At 51.8% G+C, this 18,298-nt stretch carries 17 protein-coding genes; 11 read left to right on the top strand and 6 right to left on the bottom strand.

All coding sequences use genetic code 11. The annotated features are described in order from the left end of the window. The first annotated feature begins 80 nt into the window (after positions 1-80). A complete protein-coding gene (gene mltA / locus E6P06_RS22800; protein ID WP_046670349.1) occupies positions 81-1,178 on the top strand; it encodes a murein transglycosylase A in 1,098 nt (365 codons plus the stop codon). A 109-nt stretch (positions 1,179-1,287) separates the two neighbouring features. Continuing rightward, a complete protein-coding gene (gene tcdA / locus E6P06_RS22795; protein ID WP_003846496.1) occupies positions 1,288-2,094 on the top strand; it encodes a tRNA cyclic N6-threonylcarbamoyladenosine(37) synthase TcdA in 807 nt (268 codons plus the stop codon). Between the two features lie 77 nt (positions 2,095-2,171). Here tcdA and csdE read toward each other — a convergent pair whose 3' ends face one another. Together csdE and csdA are read right to left on the bottom strand one after the other, a co-directional pair. Beyond that, complete coding sequence (gene csdE, locus E6P06_RS22790; protein WP_003840390.1) at positions 2,172-2,618, bottom strand: cysteine desulfurase sulfur acceptor subunit CsdE; 447 nt, start codon at positions 2,616-2,618, stop codon at positions 2,172-2,174. Continuing rightward, the gene (csdA, locus tag E6P06_RS22785) at positions 2,618-3,823 is read right to left on the bottom strand and encodes a cysteine desulfurase CsdA (protein WP_086529894.1); all 1,206 of its coding nucleotides are present in this window, start codon (positions 3,821-3,823) and stop codon (positions 2,618-2,620) included. Before csdA ends, csdE begins: the two co-directional genes overlap by 1 nt. Before the next feature lie 192 nt (positions 3,824-4,015). On the opposite strand from csdA, the gene E6P06_RS22780 reads away from it, so the two are divergent. The 4 genes from E6P06_RS22780 (at position 4,016) to rlmM (ending at position 7,031) form a co-directional block, all read left to right on the top strand. After that, the gene (locus E6P06_RS22780; RefSeq protein WP_003840386.1) at positions 4,016-4,243 is read left to right on the top strand and encodes a YgdI/YgdR family lipoprotein; all 228 of its coding nucleotides are present in this window, start codon (positions 4,016-4,018) and stop codon (positions 4,241-4,243) included. 363 nt (positions 4,244-4,606) lie between these two features. After that, the gene (gcvA, locus tag E6P06_RS22775) at positions 4,607-5,524 is read left to right on the top strand and encodes a glycine cleavage system transcriptional regulator GcvA (RefSeq protein WP_003034035.1); all 918 of its coding nucleotides are present in this window, start codon (positions 4,607-4,609) and stop codon (positions 5,522-5,524) included. Positions 5,525-5,542: 18 nt separating this feature from the next. Further along, the gene (locus E6P06_RS22770) at positions 5,543-5,938 is read left to right on the top strand and encodes a DUF423 domain-containing protein (protein WP_003034037.1); all 396 of its coding nucleotides are present in this window, start codon (positions 5,543-5,545) and stop codon (positions 5,936-5,938) included. Further along, complete coding sequence (rlmM, locus tag E6P06_RS22765) at positions 5,931-7,031, top strand: 23S rRNA (cytidine(2498)-2'-O)-methyltransferase RlmM (protein ID WP_003034040.1); 1,101 nt, start codon at positions 5,931-5,933, stop codon at positions 7,029-7,031. The genes E6P06_RS22770 and rlmM overlap by 8 nt, the downstream gene beginning before the upstream one ends. Before the next feature lie 35 nt (positions 7,032-7,066). Here rlmM and fucR read toward each other — a convergent pair whose 3' ends face one another. The 4 genes from fucR to fucI all read right to left on the bottom strand — a co-directional run bounded on the left by fucR (position 7,067) and on the right by fucI (position 11,593). Beyond that, a complete protein-coding gene (gene fucR / locus E6P06_RS22760) occupies positions 7,067-7,795 on the bottom strand; it encodes an L-fucose operon activator (RefSeq protein WP_049015100.1) in 729 nt (242 codons plus the stop codon). A 57-nt stretch (positions 7,796-7,852) separates the two neighbouring features. Continuing rightward, positions 7,853-8,275 carry an L-fucose mutarotase gene (fucU, locus tag E6P06_RS22755; protein WP_003840383.1) on the bottom strand — a complete coding sequence of 141 codons (423 nt, stop codon included), beginning with the start codon at positions 8,273-8,275 and terminating at the stop codon, positions 7,853-7,855. 1 nt (position 8,276) lies between these two features. Then, positions 8,277-9,695, bottom strand: a complete 1,419-nt coding sequence (gene fucK / locus E6P06_RS22750) for an L-fuculokinase (protein WP_088903098.1) — start codon at positions 9,693-9,695, stop codon at positions 8,277-8,279. 122 nt (positions 9,696-9,817) lie between these two features. Next, positions 9,818-11,593 (bottom strand): L-fucose isomerase, encoded by a 1,776-nt coding sequence (fucI, locus tag E6P06_RS22745; RefSeq protein WP_003034050.1) that lies wholly within the window; start codon positions 11,591-11,593, stop codon positions 9,818-9,820. Positions 11,594-12,057: 464 nt separating this feature from the next. Between fucI and E6P06_RS22740 the strand changes: the two genes are divergently transcribed. The 5 genes from E6P06_RS22740 (at position 12,058) to E6P06_RS22720 (ending at position 18,267) form a co-directional block, all read left to right on the top strand. Continuing rightward, positions 12,058-13,557: a sugar ABC transporter ATP-binding protein gene (locus E6P06_RS22740; protein ID WP_003034052.1), complete on the top strand. Its 1,500-nt coding sequence runs from the start codon at positions 12,058-12,060 to the stop codon at positions 13,555-13,557. Between the two features lie 3 nt (positions 13,558-13,560). Further along, complete coding sequence (locus E6P06_RS22735) at positions 13,561-14,544, top strand: ABC transporter permease (protein WP_003034055.1); 984 nt, start codon at positions 13,561-13,563, stop codon at positions 14,542-14,544. A gap of 73 nt (positions 14,545-14,617) precedes the next feature. Next, on the top strand, positions 14,618-15,568 hold the full coding sequence (locus E6P06_RS22730) for an ABC transporter substrate-binding protein (protein WP_003034057.1): 951 nt from the start codon (positions 14,618-14,620) through the stop codon (positions 15,566-15,568). A 53-nt stretch (positions 15,569-15,621) separates the two neighbouring features. Then, positions 15,622-17,202: an FGGY-family carbohydrate kinase gene (locus tag E6P06_RS22725; protein WP_046670355.1), complete on the top strand. Its 1,581-nt coding sequence runs from the start codon at positions 15,622-15,624 to the stop codon at positions 17,200-17,202. Between the two features lie 66 nt (positions 17,203-17,268). Beyond that, positions 17,269-18,267: a LacI family DNA-binding transcriptional regulator gene (locus tag E6P06_RS22720; protein WP_003034060.1), complete on the top strand. Its 999-nt coding sequence runs from the start codon at positions 17,269-17,271 to the stop codon at positions 18,265-18,267. Positions 18,268-18,298 lie beyond the last annotated feature (31 nt).

The raw sequence follows: 18,298 nt of genomic DNA, 5'->3' as shown, positions 1-18,298 counted from the left end.
TTCGGGTAGGTATACGCATTTCATTAGGTTCGGGGGTTTGTTATCTTCGTCTCGCATTCAGGCAACATAAGACGAGAACAATGAAAGGACGTTGGGCAAAATATCTTCTGGCGGGAGCAGTAGTCGCGATGCTCGCCGCGTGTTCCTCAAAACCCACCGATCGTGGGCAGCAGTATAAAGACGGGAAATTTACCCAGCCTTTCTCACTGGTGAACCAGCCTGATGCGGTTGGCGCGCCAATCAATGCCGGTGATTTCGCCGAGCAGGTTAATCAAATTCGCAGTGCATCGCCACGTTTGTACGGTAACCAGAGCAACGTTTACAACGCTATCCAGGAGTGGTTACGTGCGGGTGGCGATACGCGCAGTATGCGCCAGTTTGGTATTGATGCATGGCAAATGGAAGGGGCTGATAACTACGGTAACGTCCAGTTTACCGGTTACTACACGCCGGTTATCCAGGCGCGGCATACGCGCCAGGGCGAGTTTCAGTATCCTATCTATCGTATGCCGCCAAAACGTGGGCGCTTACCATCCCGTGCCGAGATCTACGCGGGCGCGCTAAGCGACAATTATATTCTGGCATACAGCAACTCCCTGATGGATAACTTCATTATGGATGTTCAGGGCAGTGGTTACATCGATTTTGGCGATGGCAGCCCGCTCAACTTCTTTAGCTATTCCGGGAAAAACGGCCACGCCTATCGCAGTATCGGTAAAGTGCTTATCGACCGTGGCGAAGTGAAAAAAGAAGATATGTCGATGCAGGCTATTCGTCATTGGGGTGAAACGCACAGCGAAGCCGAAGTGCGTGAGCTGCTGGAGCAGAACCCATCGTTTGTCTTCTTTAAACCACAATCTTTTGCTCCGGTGAAAGGGGCCAGCGCGGTACCGTTGATTGGCCGCGCATCCGTGGCTTCTGACCGCAGTATCATTCCTGCGGGCACAACGTTACTGGCGGAAGTCCCGTTACTGGACAATAACGGCAAGTTTACCGGCCAGTACGAACTGCGTCTGATGGTGGCGTTGGATGTGGGCGGGGCGATAAAAGGGCAGCACTTCGACATCTATCAGGGTATTGGCGCAGACGCCGGACACCGTGCCGGGTGGTATAATCACTACGGACGCGTGTGGGTGCTGAAAACCGCGCCGGGTGCGGGTAACGTATTTAGCGGCTAGTTGCCTGATGGCGGCTAGCCTTATCAGGCCTACAAATTAGCGCGTAGGCCGGATAAGCGAAGCGCCATCCGGCAGCCATACTGCGTAGTATTAATGAATTTGAGGTGTTATGTCTGTGGTTATAAGTGATGCCTGGCGTCAGCGTTTTGGCGGTACGGCGCGTCTGTATGGCGAAAATGCGCTGCAACTGTTTGCCCAATCGCACGTTTGCGTGGTTGGGATTGGCGGAGTGGGGTCATGGGCGGCGGAAGCGCTGGCACGAACCGGCATTGGCGCCATCACGCTCATCGATATGGATGATGTGTGTGTCACCAATACTAACCGCCAGATCCATGCTTTACGCGATAACGTCGGCCTGGCAAAAGCTGAAGTGATGGCTGAACGTATCCGCCAGATTAACCCGGAGTGCCGGGTGAACGTGGTTGATGATTTTGTCACGCCGGATAACGTTGCTGAATATATGAGTGCGGGATTTTCGTATGTCATTGATGCGATTGATAGCGTGCGCCCAAAAGCGGCACTGATCGCGTACTGTCGGCGTAACAAAATTCCGCTGGTGACCACCGGTGGTGCGGGCGGACAGATTGATCCTACGCAGATTCAGGTCGTTGATTTGGCAAAAACCATCCAGGATCCGTTGGCGGCCAAGCTACGTGAGCGGCTGAAAAGCGATTTTGGCGTGGTGAAAAACAGCAAAGGCAAGCTGGGCGTGGACTGTGTGTTCTCGACCGAAGCGCTGGTGTACCCGCAGGCAGATGGCTCGGTATGTGCGATGAAAGCGACGGCGGAAGGGCCGAAACGTATGGATTGCGCATCCGGGTTTGGCGCGGCCACGATGGTGACCGCCACCTTTGGTTTTGTTGCCGTCTCCCATGCGCTGAAGAAGATGATGGCCAAAGCGGCGCGCCAGCCCTGATTGTGTCGGATGGCGCTATGCTTATCCGACCTACGGTTTGTGCGGTGTTGTAGGCCGGATAAGACGCATCAGCGCCGTCATCCGGCTTTCTGGGCAGCCTCGATAATTGCCTCGTTAAGAGCATGTAGCCCCTGGCTACGCGAGGCGCTGAGCTGCGCGCGTAAACCCAGCTCGTCAAATAATTCCATTGGTGAATGCGCCAGTAACTCGGCGGCCGTTTTACCTTCGACCGCGGTGAGTAATACCGCCAACAGCCCGCGTACTATTCGACCTTCGCTGTCACCAAAGAAATGCAGAGTGCCATTCTCATGAAGAGTATGCCCCAGCCAGACGCGGTTTTCACAACCCGCGATTTCTTTGGCCTGTGCTTTTAGCGCATCCGGAAGTGCCGGCAACTGCTTACCCAGCAGTATCAGCTGACGATATTTATCTTCCCACTGAGTGAGCGGGATAAAGGTATTGCGTAACGTCTCTTCGGTTACGGTTGTGCCAAACGGGTGTCCGGCGAACAGAGGGCTTGTCATTAATCCACCAATATTTCCAGCGCGCGGTCGACGGCTGCGACCAACGCATCCACATCGCTTTGTGTATTATAAGGGGCAAATGAGGCGCGTAGTGTCCCGGATACGCCCAGTTCTGCCAGTAGCGGTTGCGCGCAGTGTTGCCCCGCGCGCAGCGCAATGCCATATTCGGCCAATAGCGTAACCATATCGCTGTGATGAACACCCGAGAAATCAAAGGCTAACAGACTGGAATCCTGGCAGCGGAAGGACCGAAAGCCGGGGCGTTTCGCCAGCGCATCTTCTGCCATCGTCGCCAGACCCCGGCTCCAGTTTTCGGCCTGTGCAACGTCGACGTCCGCCAGCCATTCGAGCGCTGCGCTTAGCCCGATAACGCCAGCAACGTTAGGCGTACCGGCCTCCAGCTTCCATGGGGCTGCCTGGGTGGTGAAACCGTCGAAGCTGACTTCGCTAATCATCTTTCCGCCGCCGAGCCACGGTGACATAGCTTCCAGTAATTCAGGCTTACCGTACAGCACGCCAATGCCGGTTGGGCCATACAGCTTGTGGCCCGAGAACGCATAGAAATCAATATCTAACTGTTGTACGTCGGCAGGAAAATGGACAATCCCCTGGGCACCATCAACCATCACCACCATGCCAGCCGCATGGGCGAGCGTGATGGCGCGGGCCAGATCCGGGCAGCCACCGGTGACGTTCGACATTTGCCCGAGTGCCAGAATGCGGCTGCGCGGGGTAATGAGTTGCGTGAGGCGCTCAACGTCTGGCAATAAATCGGGGGTGAGTGGGAGTTTGACGACCTTAGCCCCCGTTTGCTCCGCGACCATCAGCCAGGGCACGAGGTTGGCGTGATGTTCCGCTGCGCTAACGATAATCTCATCACCCGGCTGAAGGCGTGGACGCGCATAGCTTTGAGCAACCATGTTGATCGCTTCCGTTGTGCCGCGGGTCCAGACGATGGTTTTGTCATCCGGTGCATTAATCAGGCTTGCAACTTTTTCCCGCGCGGCTTCATAGCGTGCGGTCAGGCGCTGGGCTTCAGCAAACTGGCTGCGATGGACGTTTCCGGCGCTCAGGCTATAAAACTGGTGGGTAGCCTCAATCACCGCCTGTGGCTTCAGCGCCGTAGCAGCGCTGTCGAGATAGACGCCAGCATCGTTGAGTGCGGGAAATTGTGCGCGAAACTGCGCGGGGTTAAAAGCGTTCATGGTATTCCTCAGTTCAGTAAACAGATCGTGGCGCAAAAAGGGCATTGATACAAGGGTTGCGCTAACCATCGGAATACTCTGGATATCCTGGCAAAGCCCGCTCAGTGTCTTATGCTAAATAGCGTTAGGCGAGCAATTTTGCCTGTTACGGAGTGTGTTTTTAATAGCATAAATCGCTTTAAGGAGAAGAAGATGAAAAAGACTGCCGCAATTATCTCTGCCTGTATGCTGACTTTTGCCCTGAGCGCCTGTTCCGGTTCGAATTACGTGATGCATACCAACGATGGTCGATCAATCGTAGCTGACGGTAAGCCACAGACCGATAATGAAACGGGGATGATTTCGTATAAAGACGCTAACGGCAACAAACAGCAGATTAACCGCACTGACGTGAAAGAGATGGTAGAACTGGATAACTAACCGGTCATCCATCGACAAAGAGTCGGACAAAAAAAAGCACCGCAATTTGGCGGTGCTACATTAATCACTATGGACAGACAGGGTAAATGTACAGGAAGTGAAAAAGGGTAGCTTTGCTACCATGGTCTGAATCGCAGACCAATTGCAAACACAACAACACAACATCACAACCGTAAGCCAAAAGCCCACCAGAACACGCATTCCGATAAAACTTTTCGTTCCGGCTTCAGGAAGTGCCGCCACTATAGGTATTTGCTGGTAGAACCTCAACGGACAATTTATAATGGCTCAGATAAAAAAAACTAATAGGTTACAGCCTGTTAGCTAATTGTTAAATTCATTTAACATCAAAGCCTAAAAGTCATGTCAAAACGATTACCACCTTTAAATGCGTTGCGTGTTTTTGATGCTGCAGCGCGTCATTTGAGCTTTACTCGCGCAGCAGAAGAGCTTTTTGTGACGCAGGCCGCAGTAAGTCATCAAATCAAGTCTCTTGAGGATTTCCTGGGGCTGAAGCTGTTTCGTCGACGCAATCGATCTTTGCTGTTAACGGAAGAAGGCCAAAGCTACTTCCTCGACATCAAAGAGATTTTTTCGCAATTAACCGACGCGACGCGTAAACTTCAGGCACGTAGTGCAAAAGGTGCACTTACCGTCAGTTTATTGCCCAGTTTTGCGATCCAATGGCTGGTGCCCAGACTCTCTAGCTTTAACTCAGCTTATCCGGGAATCGATGTCAGGATCCAGGCGGTGGACCGTCAGGAAGACAAACTGGCGGACGATGTAGATGTGGCGATTTTCTACGGACGCGGCAACTGGCCGGGTCTGCGCGTTGAAAAATTGTACGCAGAATATTTATTGCCGGTCTGCTCGCCGCTATTACTCACCGGTGATAAACCGTTGAAGACGCCCGACGATCTGGCTAAACACACATTATTGCACGATGCGTCGCGCCGTGACTGGCAAGCCTATACGCGCCAGCTTGGCCTGAATCATATCAACGTACAGCAGGGACCTATCTTCAGCCATAGCGCCATGGTGCTACAGGCTGCTATCCATGGACAGGGGATTGCGCTGGCTAATAACGTCATGGCGCAGTCCGAAATAGAAGCCGGACGTCTGGTCTGTCCGTTTAACGATGTTCTGGTCAGCAAAAACGCATTTTATCTGGTTTGTCATGACAGTCAGGCAGAACTGGGTAAAATAGCCGCCTTCCGTCAGTGGATTTTGGCTAAAGCGGCCACGGAACAAGAAAAATTCCGCTTTCGTTATGAACAATAATTTACGTAGGGTATTCACATGACCAGCCGTTTTATGCTGATTTTTGCCGCCGTAAGTGGCTTTATCTTTGTGGCGTTGGGTGCCTTTGGGGCACATGTTCTGAGTAAAACCCTCGGTGTCGTTGAGATGGGGTGGATCCAGACTGGCCTTGAGTATCAAGCGTTCCATACGTTGGCTATCTTTGGCCTGGCCGTCGCCATGCAGCGACGCATTAGCATTTGGTTTTACTGGAGTAGCGTGTTTCTGGCATTAGGAACGGTGCTGTTTAGCGGCAGCCTGTATTGCCTTGCGCTCTCTCATTTACGCCTGTGGGCGTTTGTTACCCCCGTCGGCGGTTTCAGCTTCCTTGTGGGCTGGGCGCTGATGTTAGTGGGTGCTATTAGATTGAAACGTAAGGGCGTTAGCCATGAATAAGGTTGTGTTGTTGTGTCGCCCGGGTTTTGAAAAAGAGTGCGCCGCAGAAATTACGGATAAAGCAGGGCGCCGGGAAATCTTCGGTTTTGCCCGCGTGAAAGACAATGCGGGTTACGTCATCTTCGAATGCTATCAGCAGGATGATGCCGAAAAGCTAGTGAAAGAGCTGCCGTTTAGCTCACTGATTTTTGCCCGTCAAATGTTTGTGGTGGGCGAACTGCTGCAATATTTACCGCCGGAAGACCGCATTACGCCGATCGTTGGCATGCTGCAGGGCGTGGTGGAAAAGGGTGGCGATCTGCGTGTCGAAGTCGCCGACACCAATGAAAGCAAAGAGCTGGTTAAGTTCTGCCGTAAATTTACCGTACCGCTGCGCGCGGCGCTGCGTGAAGCGGGCGTACTGGCAAAATATGAAACGCCGAAACGTCCGGTGGTTCATGTTTTCTTTATCGCCCCTGGCTGTTGTTATACCGGTTATTCCTGGCCTGACAATAACTCACCGTTCTACATGGGTATTCCGCGACTGAAATTCCCGGCCGATGCGCCGAGCCGCTCAACGCTGAAGCTGGAAGAAGCGCTGCACGTGTTTATCCCTGCCGATGAATGGGATGAGCGTCTGGCGAACGGAATGTATGCGGTGGATTTAGGGGCCTGCCCGGGCGGATGGACCTATCAGCTGGTTAAACGCAACATGTGGGTTTACTCCGTGGATAACGGTCCAATGGCACAAAGCCTGATGGACACCGGACAGGTTACCTGGCTGCGTGAAGACGGATTTAAATACCGTCCGAATCGCAACAATATTTCGTGGATGGTCTGCGATATGGTGGAGAAGCCGGCGAAGGTTGCCGCGCTGATGGCACAATGGCTGGTCAACGGCTGGTGTCGTGAGACAATATTCAACCTCAAGCTGCCGATGAAAAAACGCTACGAAGAGGTATCACAGAACCTGGCTTACATTCAGGCCCAGCTTGATGAACATGGCGTAAATGCCCAAATTCAGGCGCGTCAGTTGTATCATGACCGTGAAGAAGTAACCGTTCACGTACGTCGTCTGTGGGCGGCCGTTGGCGGTCGTCGCGACGAGCGATAAGGCTACAATCCAGGTTGGATGGCGGCGAAATCGCCCTATTCGGCCTGGATTGATTCAATCAGCTGTGTATCTGAAACAATATGCGTCACATCATCCAGATGCCCAATTCTGGCCCCTCCCGAACGATTAAATTTACTTTTATCGATCAACAATAAAGATTGCGATGCGCGCTTAAGCAGAATGGATTTGAAGTCTGCGTTGGTTGCATTTGAGTCCCAGAGCGCGCCGTCGCTGTCGATCCCTTCGCAGGAAAAAATAAACAGGTCGATATCGAGGGATTTTAGCTGCGAGATAAGCGAGGGATTAACGTAGCAACCGTATTTGCGCTCAAGGCGACCGCCGGAGCTGATAAGCTGAATGTGTTCACGTTTAGCCAATTCCTGGCAGATGGGCTGGCTGTTGGTAAAAACGTGAATGTTGATGTCCGGTAGCTGTCGCGCCAGGTACCAGCATGTTGAGCTGGCGTCTAAAGCTATCACCATACCTTCTTCGATCCATGCCAGCGCTTCGCGGGCAATATTTGCTTTGTGGGCATAGTGGCTTTTTAGTCGTATATGGAACGGGTCGCCACTGTCCTGATTTTCCCGATGAATAGCCTTGGCCCGCCCGTGATTGCGTAGCACCTTGCCCTGGGTTTGTAATTCACTGAGATCGCGGCGGATGGTCTCTTTGCTAACGTTTAGCTGCAAAGACAGGGCTTCAGTTGTCAGGCTTTTGTGGTGGGTAAGCAGATCTACGATTGCCTGCTGGCGCGCCGCTTTCATGTTCAGATCCTCATCTGATGATAAATGCCCGTACCAGACGGGCATTCTGACCAGAGATTACGGCGTTACCCCTTTTTTTAAAAGAATATTCCCGTACTTTGCCCGCTCTCCTGTAATAACGATCGCAAACGCCTTTTGCGCTCGTTCGTAAAAGGCATAACGGTCAATACGCGTGATGTCTGGACAGGGGGCCTGCAATGAAAGCGCCTGTCGATAGCGAGCCTCGACGTCAGGATCGAGAGCGTCGCCTTCTACTGCGGCCATCATCACCAGCGGTGGGGCGTAGCTGTCCAGTTCAAAAAGCGGAATAATCGCCTGCAGCAGGTCGCTGACCAGCAGACCGTCGGCGCGAATCACCTGCGGTCCCATGCTATGAGCCGGAAAATGAGCATCGGAAAAGATAATCTCATCGCCGTGACCCATTTCAGCCAGCACCTTCAGCAGGTCGGGGGAAATTAAGGGGGATATTGTTTTGAGCATGTTACTCGACTCCTGTCAGTTCGGATTCGGTTTGCGGATAGAAGTAACGGTACTGGTAGCGCACCTGTGCACGGGCCTGTTCCGGTGAGGGAAATTCCCTAATGCCTGACCAGGCAAACATCGCGGCGCCTGCGACGGTGGTTTCGGCGTCATCCAGCACTTTGACAGGGATCCCGAGAACATTAGCTTTAATCTGGTTCCACAATGCGTTACGGCTTCCCCCGCCAACCAATAACAATTCAGTGGCCTGGAAATGACCGATTTTTTCCAGCGTGTGTAAATTCCGCTGCAACTGTTCTGTCAGTCCTTCCAGTGCGGCGCGATAAAAATGCCCGCGGGTGGTATTGAGCGTAACCCCTTGCCAACCCGCATTCTGAGAGGTCAGCAGGTCGCAGTGCATCTTGACGCCTTCTGCGCCAGCAGGAATGGACCGGGCTTCGTCAATCAGCGTCTGCCAGGGCGATTCGGCAGTCCAAAACAGCTTACGCACCCATTCAAGCACGCCGGAAGCCAGCCACTGCATGCCGGGATTATACAGCCCGACCTGACTGTCTAATTCACAGGTGGAACCCGCATAATGGCTGAGCAGAGAGGTGTCCACCTGTGCGCTGCGTACCATCAGAATTTCCCATGTACCGGAAGAGAGCACCGGTTCGTCTGGCTGAGCTCCTGCGCCAAAGAGCGCAAACTGCGTGTCGTGCCCGGCAGATATCACAGGAATACCCACTGGTAGCCCGAGCTGGCTGGCGGCCTCGTTTTGCAGTACCCCAATCTGTTCGCCCGCTTCCACCAGGCGTGGAAACAGTCGGCGCGGTATGCCGGTCGCCTGCAAAATGTCATCACTGAAATCGCGCTGCTGGATGTTCAGCATCTGGCTGGTGCCCGCCATGGTGATATCTGTGGTGAACTCGCCGGTTAAACGGTGGTTGATAAGCGATGAGATAAACAGCCAGGCGTGCGCCTGTTCCAGTAATTGTGGATGGTTTTCTTTCAGCCACACCAGTTTATACAGCGTGTTAAAGCTAAACGCGCCGACGCCGGAGATTTCCTGCAACTGCTGCGGTGACATGTAGCGATGGATATTTTCCATTACTGCTGCGGTGCGTGGGCACTTCCAACTGATTACCGGATATAACTGCCTGCCGTGTTGATCGACCAGCGCACCGTCTACGCCGAAGGTGGTGACGGCGATCCCGCAGATACGGCAATTGGCCAGTTGCGTGGAGAGCCGCTGACAGCAGCCGGCGAAGCGTTGCAAAATGGCTTCCAGCGACCACTGATGCCAGATACCGTTCTCCGCGGCAATATCACTGGCGTTGGGCGTAGAGGCGCGGGCGATAATTTTTCCCTGACGGTCAACGGCTATGGCCCGCACGTTGGTCGCGCCACAGTCGAGGACCAGGATAACCTCTTGTTTCATAATTGCTCCTGGGAGATTACCTATTGCCGGATGGCGGCTTCGCCTTATCCAGCCTACAAAACCGTGCGCTTCGTAGGCCTGATAAGACGCGTAAGCGCCACCATCAGGCAATTGCTCGATGTTTAACGCTTATACAGCGGACCGTAGTTCTGGCAGGCGCGATAATCCTGGCCTTCCGTATCCATTCCGTGGGCTGCCCAGGCTGAAGGACGGTAAATTTTCTCGTCTTCCACGTTGTGCATGCAAACCGGGATACGCAGCATGGCGGCCAGCGTGATAAAGTCTGCGCCCACGTGACCAATCGTCAGCACTCCGTGGTTTGCACCCCAGTTAGCCATAACCGAATAGACATCGCTGAACGGGCCTTTACCGGTTAAGCGCGGGGCAAACCAGGTGGTCGGCCAGGTAGAGTTAGTGCGCGCATCGAGCTGGTCATGCATATCTTCCGGTAATTCCACGCTCCAGCCTTCGGCGATTTGCAGTACCGGCCCCAGGCCCTTGATGATGTTGATGCGAGTCATGGTGAACGGCACGCCGCCCTCGGTCAGGAAGCGAGAGGAGTAGCCGCCGCCGCGGAAGTATTCGTGAATAGCCGGACACCATTCGGTTGCCGCCAGGCAATCATCGACCTCTTTTTGCGAGATTTCCCAGTGCGGTTTCATGGTCGGTTTCCCTGCGTCGTCGCGCTGTTTGCAGGAGCCGTCCAGTGCTGCCGAGCCGGAGTTAATCAGGTGAATAATGCCGTGCTCAGCAAGGCCGGTCAGCGGTTTACCTGTGACGCGCTCTACCGCTTCTGGCGACCAGTAGGTGCGCACATCGGCAAAGACCTGCGCCGTGCCGGTGAGTTGATGGCCGAACAGCATCGCCACGCCGTTCAGGCTGTCGTTTTCGGTGGCGACAACGAACGGTTCGCGTATGCCATTCCAGTCAAAGGAGCTGTTGAGCAGCGCTTCGGCGGTATCACCATTCGGATATTGATCGGTCCAGTGACGCTGGCCCTGGAAGCCTGCGGCAATCGCGTTGTATCCCAGCGACTCTTCTACCCGACCTTTGTCGGCCAGCTTCTGGTTACCCTGCATCATGTCGCGAATGCACATGGCCATTAGCAGACTCTCTTTCAGCACCGCACGGCTCTGTTCTGCATTGCGCTTATATTGCTGCGCGTTCTGATCCTCACCGTAGCGGAAGTTTTTGTCCGCCCACGCCAGCGCCATTTCCAGCTCAGCTTCGTCATAGATTTTTTGGTCGATGCGACGACGCAGTTCGGTCATATCAACGGGTTGAACTTTCATTCCCAGCCAGGATTCAAAGAAGTTATGATCGACAATAGAGCCGGCAATGCCCATTGAAACGCCGCCTACGGACAGGTAGGTTTTGCCTTTCATACCGGCGACGGCTAAGCCCGCGCGGGCAAAGCGCAGCAATTTTTCTTCCACATCGGCAGGGATCGTGGTGTCGCCGGCGTCCTGTACGTCATGGCCGTAAATAGAGAAGGCAGGAAGTCCTTTTTGATTATGCGCAGCCAGCGCGGCAGCCAGATAAACGGCCCCCGGACGTTCTGTACCGTTGAAACCCCAGATAGCTTTCGGACGCATTGGATCCATGTCGATGGTTTCGCTACCGTAGCACCAGCATGGGGTCACTGTGATGGTCACGCCCACATTCAGGCTGCTGAATTTTTCTTCGCAGGCGGCAGATTCCGCCATCCCGGCGATACAGGTATCGGCAATGACACATTCAATTTGCGCGCCGCAGGCGTGACGAAGTTTCTCAGCGATCAGCGCAGCGGTGGCTTTAGCCATATTCATGGTTTGCTCTTCGAGCGATTCACGAACACCCATACGGCGCCCATCAATCACCGGACGAATGCCAATTTTCGGTAAGCTATTTTTTTTCATTCGAGGTTCCTCATCTCACTTTATGCCGTGCTGCAAAAGCGGATGTTGAACACCACCGTCGCAGTTGGCTGAATAACTCATTTTTGCTAACTCGAGTTAGCTTAGGTATTAGAGAGTTTTTTGCACAACTTTTTTGTTGTGGAACTGTGAGAGGCTTCACGAGAAGTGGTTAAAATTCGATCTGTGTCAAATAAACCAGAACGCATATTTTTGTATAAATTCTTTTAAATTAAGTATTTGCAATAAATTGTTTGTTCAGCGTCACAGATTTAAACCAAATGATTTGGCTAATTTGAGTAGCTAAAATAGCTTTAAAAGGCACTTCGCTAACTCGAGTTAGCATGATTGATAAAACGCATATGAACGTATAAGTAGCATTCGCATTAACGGTGACGATGGCTTCCTGGCAACCTTTTTTCGCCTGATTCACTGATTGCAGTTTCTGTATATTGAGGAAAGCAGCAATGTCTGAAACATTTTTACAGATGAGTCATATTACGAAACGTTTTCCCGGCGTATTAGCGTTGAGTAATGTGGATTTTGCTTTACGCAAAGGCGAGGTTCATGCGCTGCTGGGTGAGAATGGCGCAGGAAAGTCTACGTTAATGAAGATTTTATCCGGTGTTTATCAGCCTGATGAAGGAGATATTATTTTTGAAGGGCAATCTGTTTCTTTTGCGAACCCGTTGAGCGCACAAAGCGCAGGTATCACGATTATTCACCAGGAATTTAATCTTTTCCCTGAACTCACGGTAGAAGAAAATATTTTTATTGGCAGGGAGTTTTGCAAAAATAACCGCTGGCGTCTGGATGAAAAACAACAGCGACAGGCTGCTATCGATATTTTGCAAAAATTAAACCTGAATATCTCCCCAGAAACGCTGGTGGCCGATCTGACCGTCGCGCAACAACAAATGGTTGAGATTGCTAAAGCGATATCGGTGAATGCTAAGATCCTTATTATGGATGAACCGACGGCGGCACTGACGGAAACGGAAATCGACAGCTTATTTCAGGTGACCCGTTTGCTGAAAGAACAGGGAACGGGCATTGTTTATATCTCGCACAGACTGGAAGAACTGGCGCTGATAGCCGATCGCGCTACGGTGATGCGTGATGGTCAGTTTATTGCCACTGTAGATTATGATGCGGTTAAAATTAGCGACCTGATTGCCATGATGGTTGGGCGGGACCTCGGCAATATCTATCCTCGCCGTGGACCTTTGGCTCAACGTAAGCCGGTGTTGGAAGTCAGCGGTCTGACTCGCAATGGTGTACTGAACAACATTGATTTCACCCTGTATCAGGGCGAAATATTGGGCTTTGCCGGTCTGATGGGCGCAGGGCGTACCGAGCTGGCGCGGGCGATTTTTGGCGCGGATCCCATTGATGGCGGTACCCTCAAGCTAAACGGAAAAGTGACGGTAATTAAAGATATTCCTGATGCTATCCAACAGGGTATCAGCTATTTAACCGAGGACAGAAAAAAAGAGGGGCTGGCATTAGGACTGTCCGTTGAGCGTAATATTATGTTGGGCAATTATCCTGAATATTCTGACCGCTATGGCAATGTGGACAGCAAACGTTGTCAGAAAACCAGCGAGGAACAGGTTAAAGCTCTACGGATTAAAACACCACATTTAGAGCAGGCTGCACTGAATTTAAGTGGCGGTAATCAGCAGAAAATTATTATTGCCAGATGGGTATGTAAAGATACCGATATTCTCATCTTTGACGAACCCACTCGCGGTATTGATGTGGGGGCCAAACTTGAAATTTATGAATTAATGAATCGACTGGTGGCAAAAGGGAAGTCAATTATCATGATTTCCTCTGAATTACCGGAAGTGCTGGGTATGTGCGATCGCATTTTGGTTATGCGTAATGGACGTATTACCGGGGAGTTAGCTTCTGATGACGCCACACAAGAAAAAATCATGCAATACGCGACGTTAGAGGACTAATTTATGACTATCTCTGTAACCTCTTCAGACAGCAATAATAAGAAAATAAAAATTAACAAAGAACTTTTAATGCGCCTTGCGCCGCTTTTGAGTCTGATTATTTTAGTAATATTTTTTAGTTTTGGTTCGCCATTTTTCTTTAACACTGAAAACATCATGACAATTGCCTTGCAAACGTCAGTGATTGGCATCATGGCGATTGGCGTTACCTTTGTCATTATCACTTCAGGAATCGATCTTTCTCTTGGCTCGGTAGTGGCCTTTTCTGGTGTTGCGGTAGGCATCAGCGCCACGCTGGGATTGCCTCTGCCCGTATGTATTCTGGCGGGGGTGCTGGCCGGGGGATTATGCGGCTATATCAACGGCCTGCTGGTCACCAAAATGACTATCCCGCCTTTTATCGCCACGCTGGGCCTGATGATGTCAGTCAGAGGCATCAATATGGTGATGACCGATGGTCGTGCGATTTATTTCGCAGATTACCCCACCTTCAAAATGCTGGCCCAGGGACGTTTGTTCGATGTGCTGCCTTATCCCGTTTTTTACCTGGTAGTGGTGGCGTTAATCGCCGCCTACATCCTGAAGAAAACGGTGATTGGTCGCTATGTTTACGCCGTGGGTAGCAATGAGGTGGCCGCACATCTTTCCGGTATTAAGGTTCAGCGCGTCAAAATTTTCGTCTACGCCTTTTGTGGTCTGCTGACCGGGATTGCCGGGGTGATTCTGGCTTCTCGTTTGAACTCTGGTCAGCCAACGGTCGGCGTGGGATATGAGCTGGAAGCCATCGCGGCGGTTGTTATTGGCGGTACGAGCCTGATGGGCGGAATTGGCACCATCGGCGGCACGATCATCGGCGCATTCATTATGAGCGTGCTGAAGAATGGCCTGAACCTGATGGGCGTTTCCCAGTTCTGGCAAATGGTAGCCATGGGAGTGGTGGTCATTGCCGCGGTTTATCTCGACACATTACGCAAAAAAATTCGTTGATTTACGCTCCCGGAAGTCACGGGGCATCATAACCCTGACGTTTAGGGTGACTCACTCAGAACGGAGTAAAACAATGAGAACCAGGAATTTTGTCTATGCGTTATCCCTGCTGGCCTGTATGACATCCAGCGTATTGGCTAAAGATATGAACCTTCCGGTGGTCAGTAAAGGTTTCCAGCATGAATTCTGGCAAACCGTAAAAATGGGGACGGAAGCGGCAGCAAAAGAGTTGGGTGATAAAACCAGCTATGTTGGCCCGGCGGATGAAACTCAGATTGCCGAGCAGATTCAGTTAGTTGAAAACGCGATGGCGCAAAAACCTAATGGGCTATTACTGGCCGCGTTAGATGCCAATGCGCTGGCGCCATTAGTTGAGACCGCAAATTCACGCGGCATTAAAGTTGTGACGTTTGACTCCGGCGTGAATTCCGATATTCCGGTGAGCTTTGTCGCCACGAATAACCGTAAAGCCGGTGCAGAAGCCGCAGACGCGCTGGCAGCGGAAGTGGGCAGTAAAGGGAAAGTGGGCATTATTGCGCACGTAGCAGGGACCTCCTCAGCGATTGAGCGTTCGGAAGGGTTTATTGCCCGTATGAAGGAGAAATATCCGGATATTCAGGTGCTACCGGTCCAGTACAGTGATGGCGATCCGCAAAAGGCGATGGATAAAACCATCGATATGATCCAGGCCAATCCTGATATTGCAGGGATTTATGGCACGAATGAAGGTTCAACGCTGGGCGTAGCAAACGCTATTGATAGTCAGAACCTGAAAGGCAAAGTGAAAGTGATTGGTTTTGATAGCACAGAGGCAATTATTGCCTTTCTGAAGTCCGGAGTGATTCAGGGATTTGTGGTGCAGGACGCTTATCAGATTGGCTACCAGGGTATCAAGACGCTGAATGCAGCGGTATCGGGTCAGTCTGTACCGAAAGAGATTGATATTCCGGTGAAATTTGTCAGTGCGAAGAACATTGATACCCCGGAAATTGACAAATTGTTACACCCATTTGGTAAAAAATAAGACCGTTGGGGCGAGGTACTCGCCCCATCATTAGCCAGCGTCAGGGAGTTACTATGGGCAGTGGATATTTCCTCGGTGTGGATGTCGGTTCCGCCAGCGTCAGGGCTGGTGTCTTTGATGCCAGTGGCACACGGCTGGCTTTTGCGACACGCCCCATCTCGCAGTTTCGACCCGGTCCTGAGCGGGTTGAGCAGTCATCTGCAGAAATCTGGCAGCAGGTTTGCCAGGCAGTGAAGGAGGCGGTGTCGTCATCCGGGGTTTGTATTGAGGATATTCGCTCATTGGGATTTGATGCCACCTGTTCATTGGTGGTACTGGATGAACAGGGGCGGGGCCTGGCGGTTTCACCAGGCGAACCGTCAGACCATAACATCATCATGTGGATGGATCATCGTGCGTCGCAGGAGACGCAGCGTATTAACGCCACGCAGGATCCGTCTCTACGCTACGTTGGCGGTGAAGTCAGCGTCGAAATGGAGCTTCCCAAAGTGCTATGGCTGAAAAAACATTTTCCAGCCACCTGGGAGAGCGCACATCGCTTCTACGATCTGGCGGACTTTCTGGTCTCTAAAGCTACCGCTAATGATGTTGCAGGACTGTGCACGCTGACCTGTAAATGGAACTATCTGGCACATGAACAACGCTTCAGCCACTCCCTGCTCGACGCCGTTGGATTAACGGATTTGTTGGGCAAAATCCCGTCGCGTATTCTTCCGCCAGGCGCTGGCGTTGGAACGCTTAGCAGCGATTCGGCCCAGGCGCTGGGGCTGACGACTGCAGTGGTCGTCGCCAGCGGTATGATTGATGCCCATGCTGGCGGAGTTGCGCTTGCCGGGGTTGAGCCTGAGGGGACGTTGGCGCTGATTAGCGGAACGTCAAATTGCCATATGCTGTGCAGCGAGCAGGAAATTCATACGCCAGGTGTTTGGGGGCCTTATTGGTCAGCCATGCTGCCAGGCTACTGGCTGACGGAAGGGGGGCAGAGTGCTGCTGGGGCGTTAGTCGACTGGACGCTTCAGGAATCAGGAGCCAGTGCTGAGCTGTTTCACAAAGCTGAGGCCCGGGGCTGCCATCCCATTGTTTTAGTTAATGAATGGGTTGCCGCACTTGAGGAGCAGGAGTCTGAGCCTGGTCGTTATCTGCATGTGCTTGCCGATCACCACGGTAATCGTTCGCCGCGCGCACGGCCCGATGCTCGAGGCAGCATCTGTGGTTTGACGCTGGAACGAGGTGAGATGCAGGTAGCTCGTCTGTACCTGGCGACATTACAGGCGATCGCCTGCGGTACGCGGCATATTATGGAAGTGATGCGTGAAAACGGTCACACCATTTCCCGACTGACGCTGTGCGGCGGCGCAACGCATAACCCACTGTGGATGAGAGAATATGCCGATGCTACCGGATGCGATATTCATCTTATGCAGGAAGAGGATGCGGTGACGTTAGGTGCGGCTATCACTGGCGCGGTAGCATGCGGCGCGTGGGCAACTATACCGTCCGCATGCCGGGCGATGGTTCGATCGGGCGAGGTGATTAAGGCGAACCCGGCGCGGCGGAACTTCTATGATCGCAAATACCAGGCTTATCTGATGCTATGGGATCAGCAGCAGGCGATTAACCAACTTATGCAGTAAGACAAAAGTTTAAAATACTTTTATGATTGTAGATTGACGTTTTTGGATGTGGACTGGGGCATATAGATGGCTAAAACAGTAGAACAGATAGCCAGCGATCTGAATTTATCGGTTACGACCGTACGACTGGTGCTGAACGGGAAAGCAGAGCAATATCGAATCAGTGTCAAAACCCAAACGCGTATTAATGAATATGTCGAGCGCTATGGTTACGTCATTAACCATTCAGCACGTAGCCTGAAATTAAATAAAACGGATACTTTGGGATTGATTGTACCCAATATTTCCAACGTCTTTTTTGCCACACTCGCAGAAAAACTTGAGCAACGCTGTCGTCGTTCAGGTTATCAGTTAACGATTAGCTGTACCTATGACGATGTTGATTACGAAAATAAACTGACCAAAGCGTTAATCGCCCGTAATGTCGATGGCCTTTTTATTGTTCCCTCAACGTTAGAGAATCAGCAACACCATTTACGTCAGGTCAGAAAACCGATGGTGTTACTTGACCGTGATTTTAAGTATACCGATAACGCACTGGTAGAAAGTCATAACATCTTGGGCGGCGAGAAATTGACGCAGAGTCTGTTTGACGCTGGAAAGTCGCCAATCTGGTTTTTAGTGGGGGATACCGGATTGCCCAGCATTGGTGATCGTTTGCAAGGTTATCTTAATGCATTGAACAATAATGGCATTTCACATAGAGATTGGGTGCGCGAAGGTCCGGACAACACACCTGAAGGTGGTTATCGACTGATGGATGAGTTGATCGGCGAACAGGGCTGTCCGCAGGCGTTTATCGCCTCATCATTACCGGTACTGGAGGGGGCCATTAACGCTATTCGTAATCGTTTGGGCACAATTCCACCGGAAATTAATATTGGGACATTCGATGAACACCCAATGCTGGGATTCCTCGCCAATAATGTCTGGTCAATGCAACAGGATGAAAATGTCTGGGCGGAAAAAGCATTCGATATGATGATGAGTGCTATTGATGATCACCCAATTAAAGAAACTGTAAAAGTTGAGATGAAACTTATTAAGCGCGTAAGACAACCTTAATATGTCGCTATAAATAAATCGGCCAACTGAA

Origin of the sequence: Citrobacter sp. CF971 (genome assembly GCF_006385635.1) — a bacterium.
Lineage (GTDB): Bacteria > Pseudomonadota > Gammaproteobacteria > Enterobacterales > Enterobacteriaceae > Citrobacter > Citrobacter freundii.
This window is presented reverse-complemented; position numbering and strand designations above follow the sequence as displayed.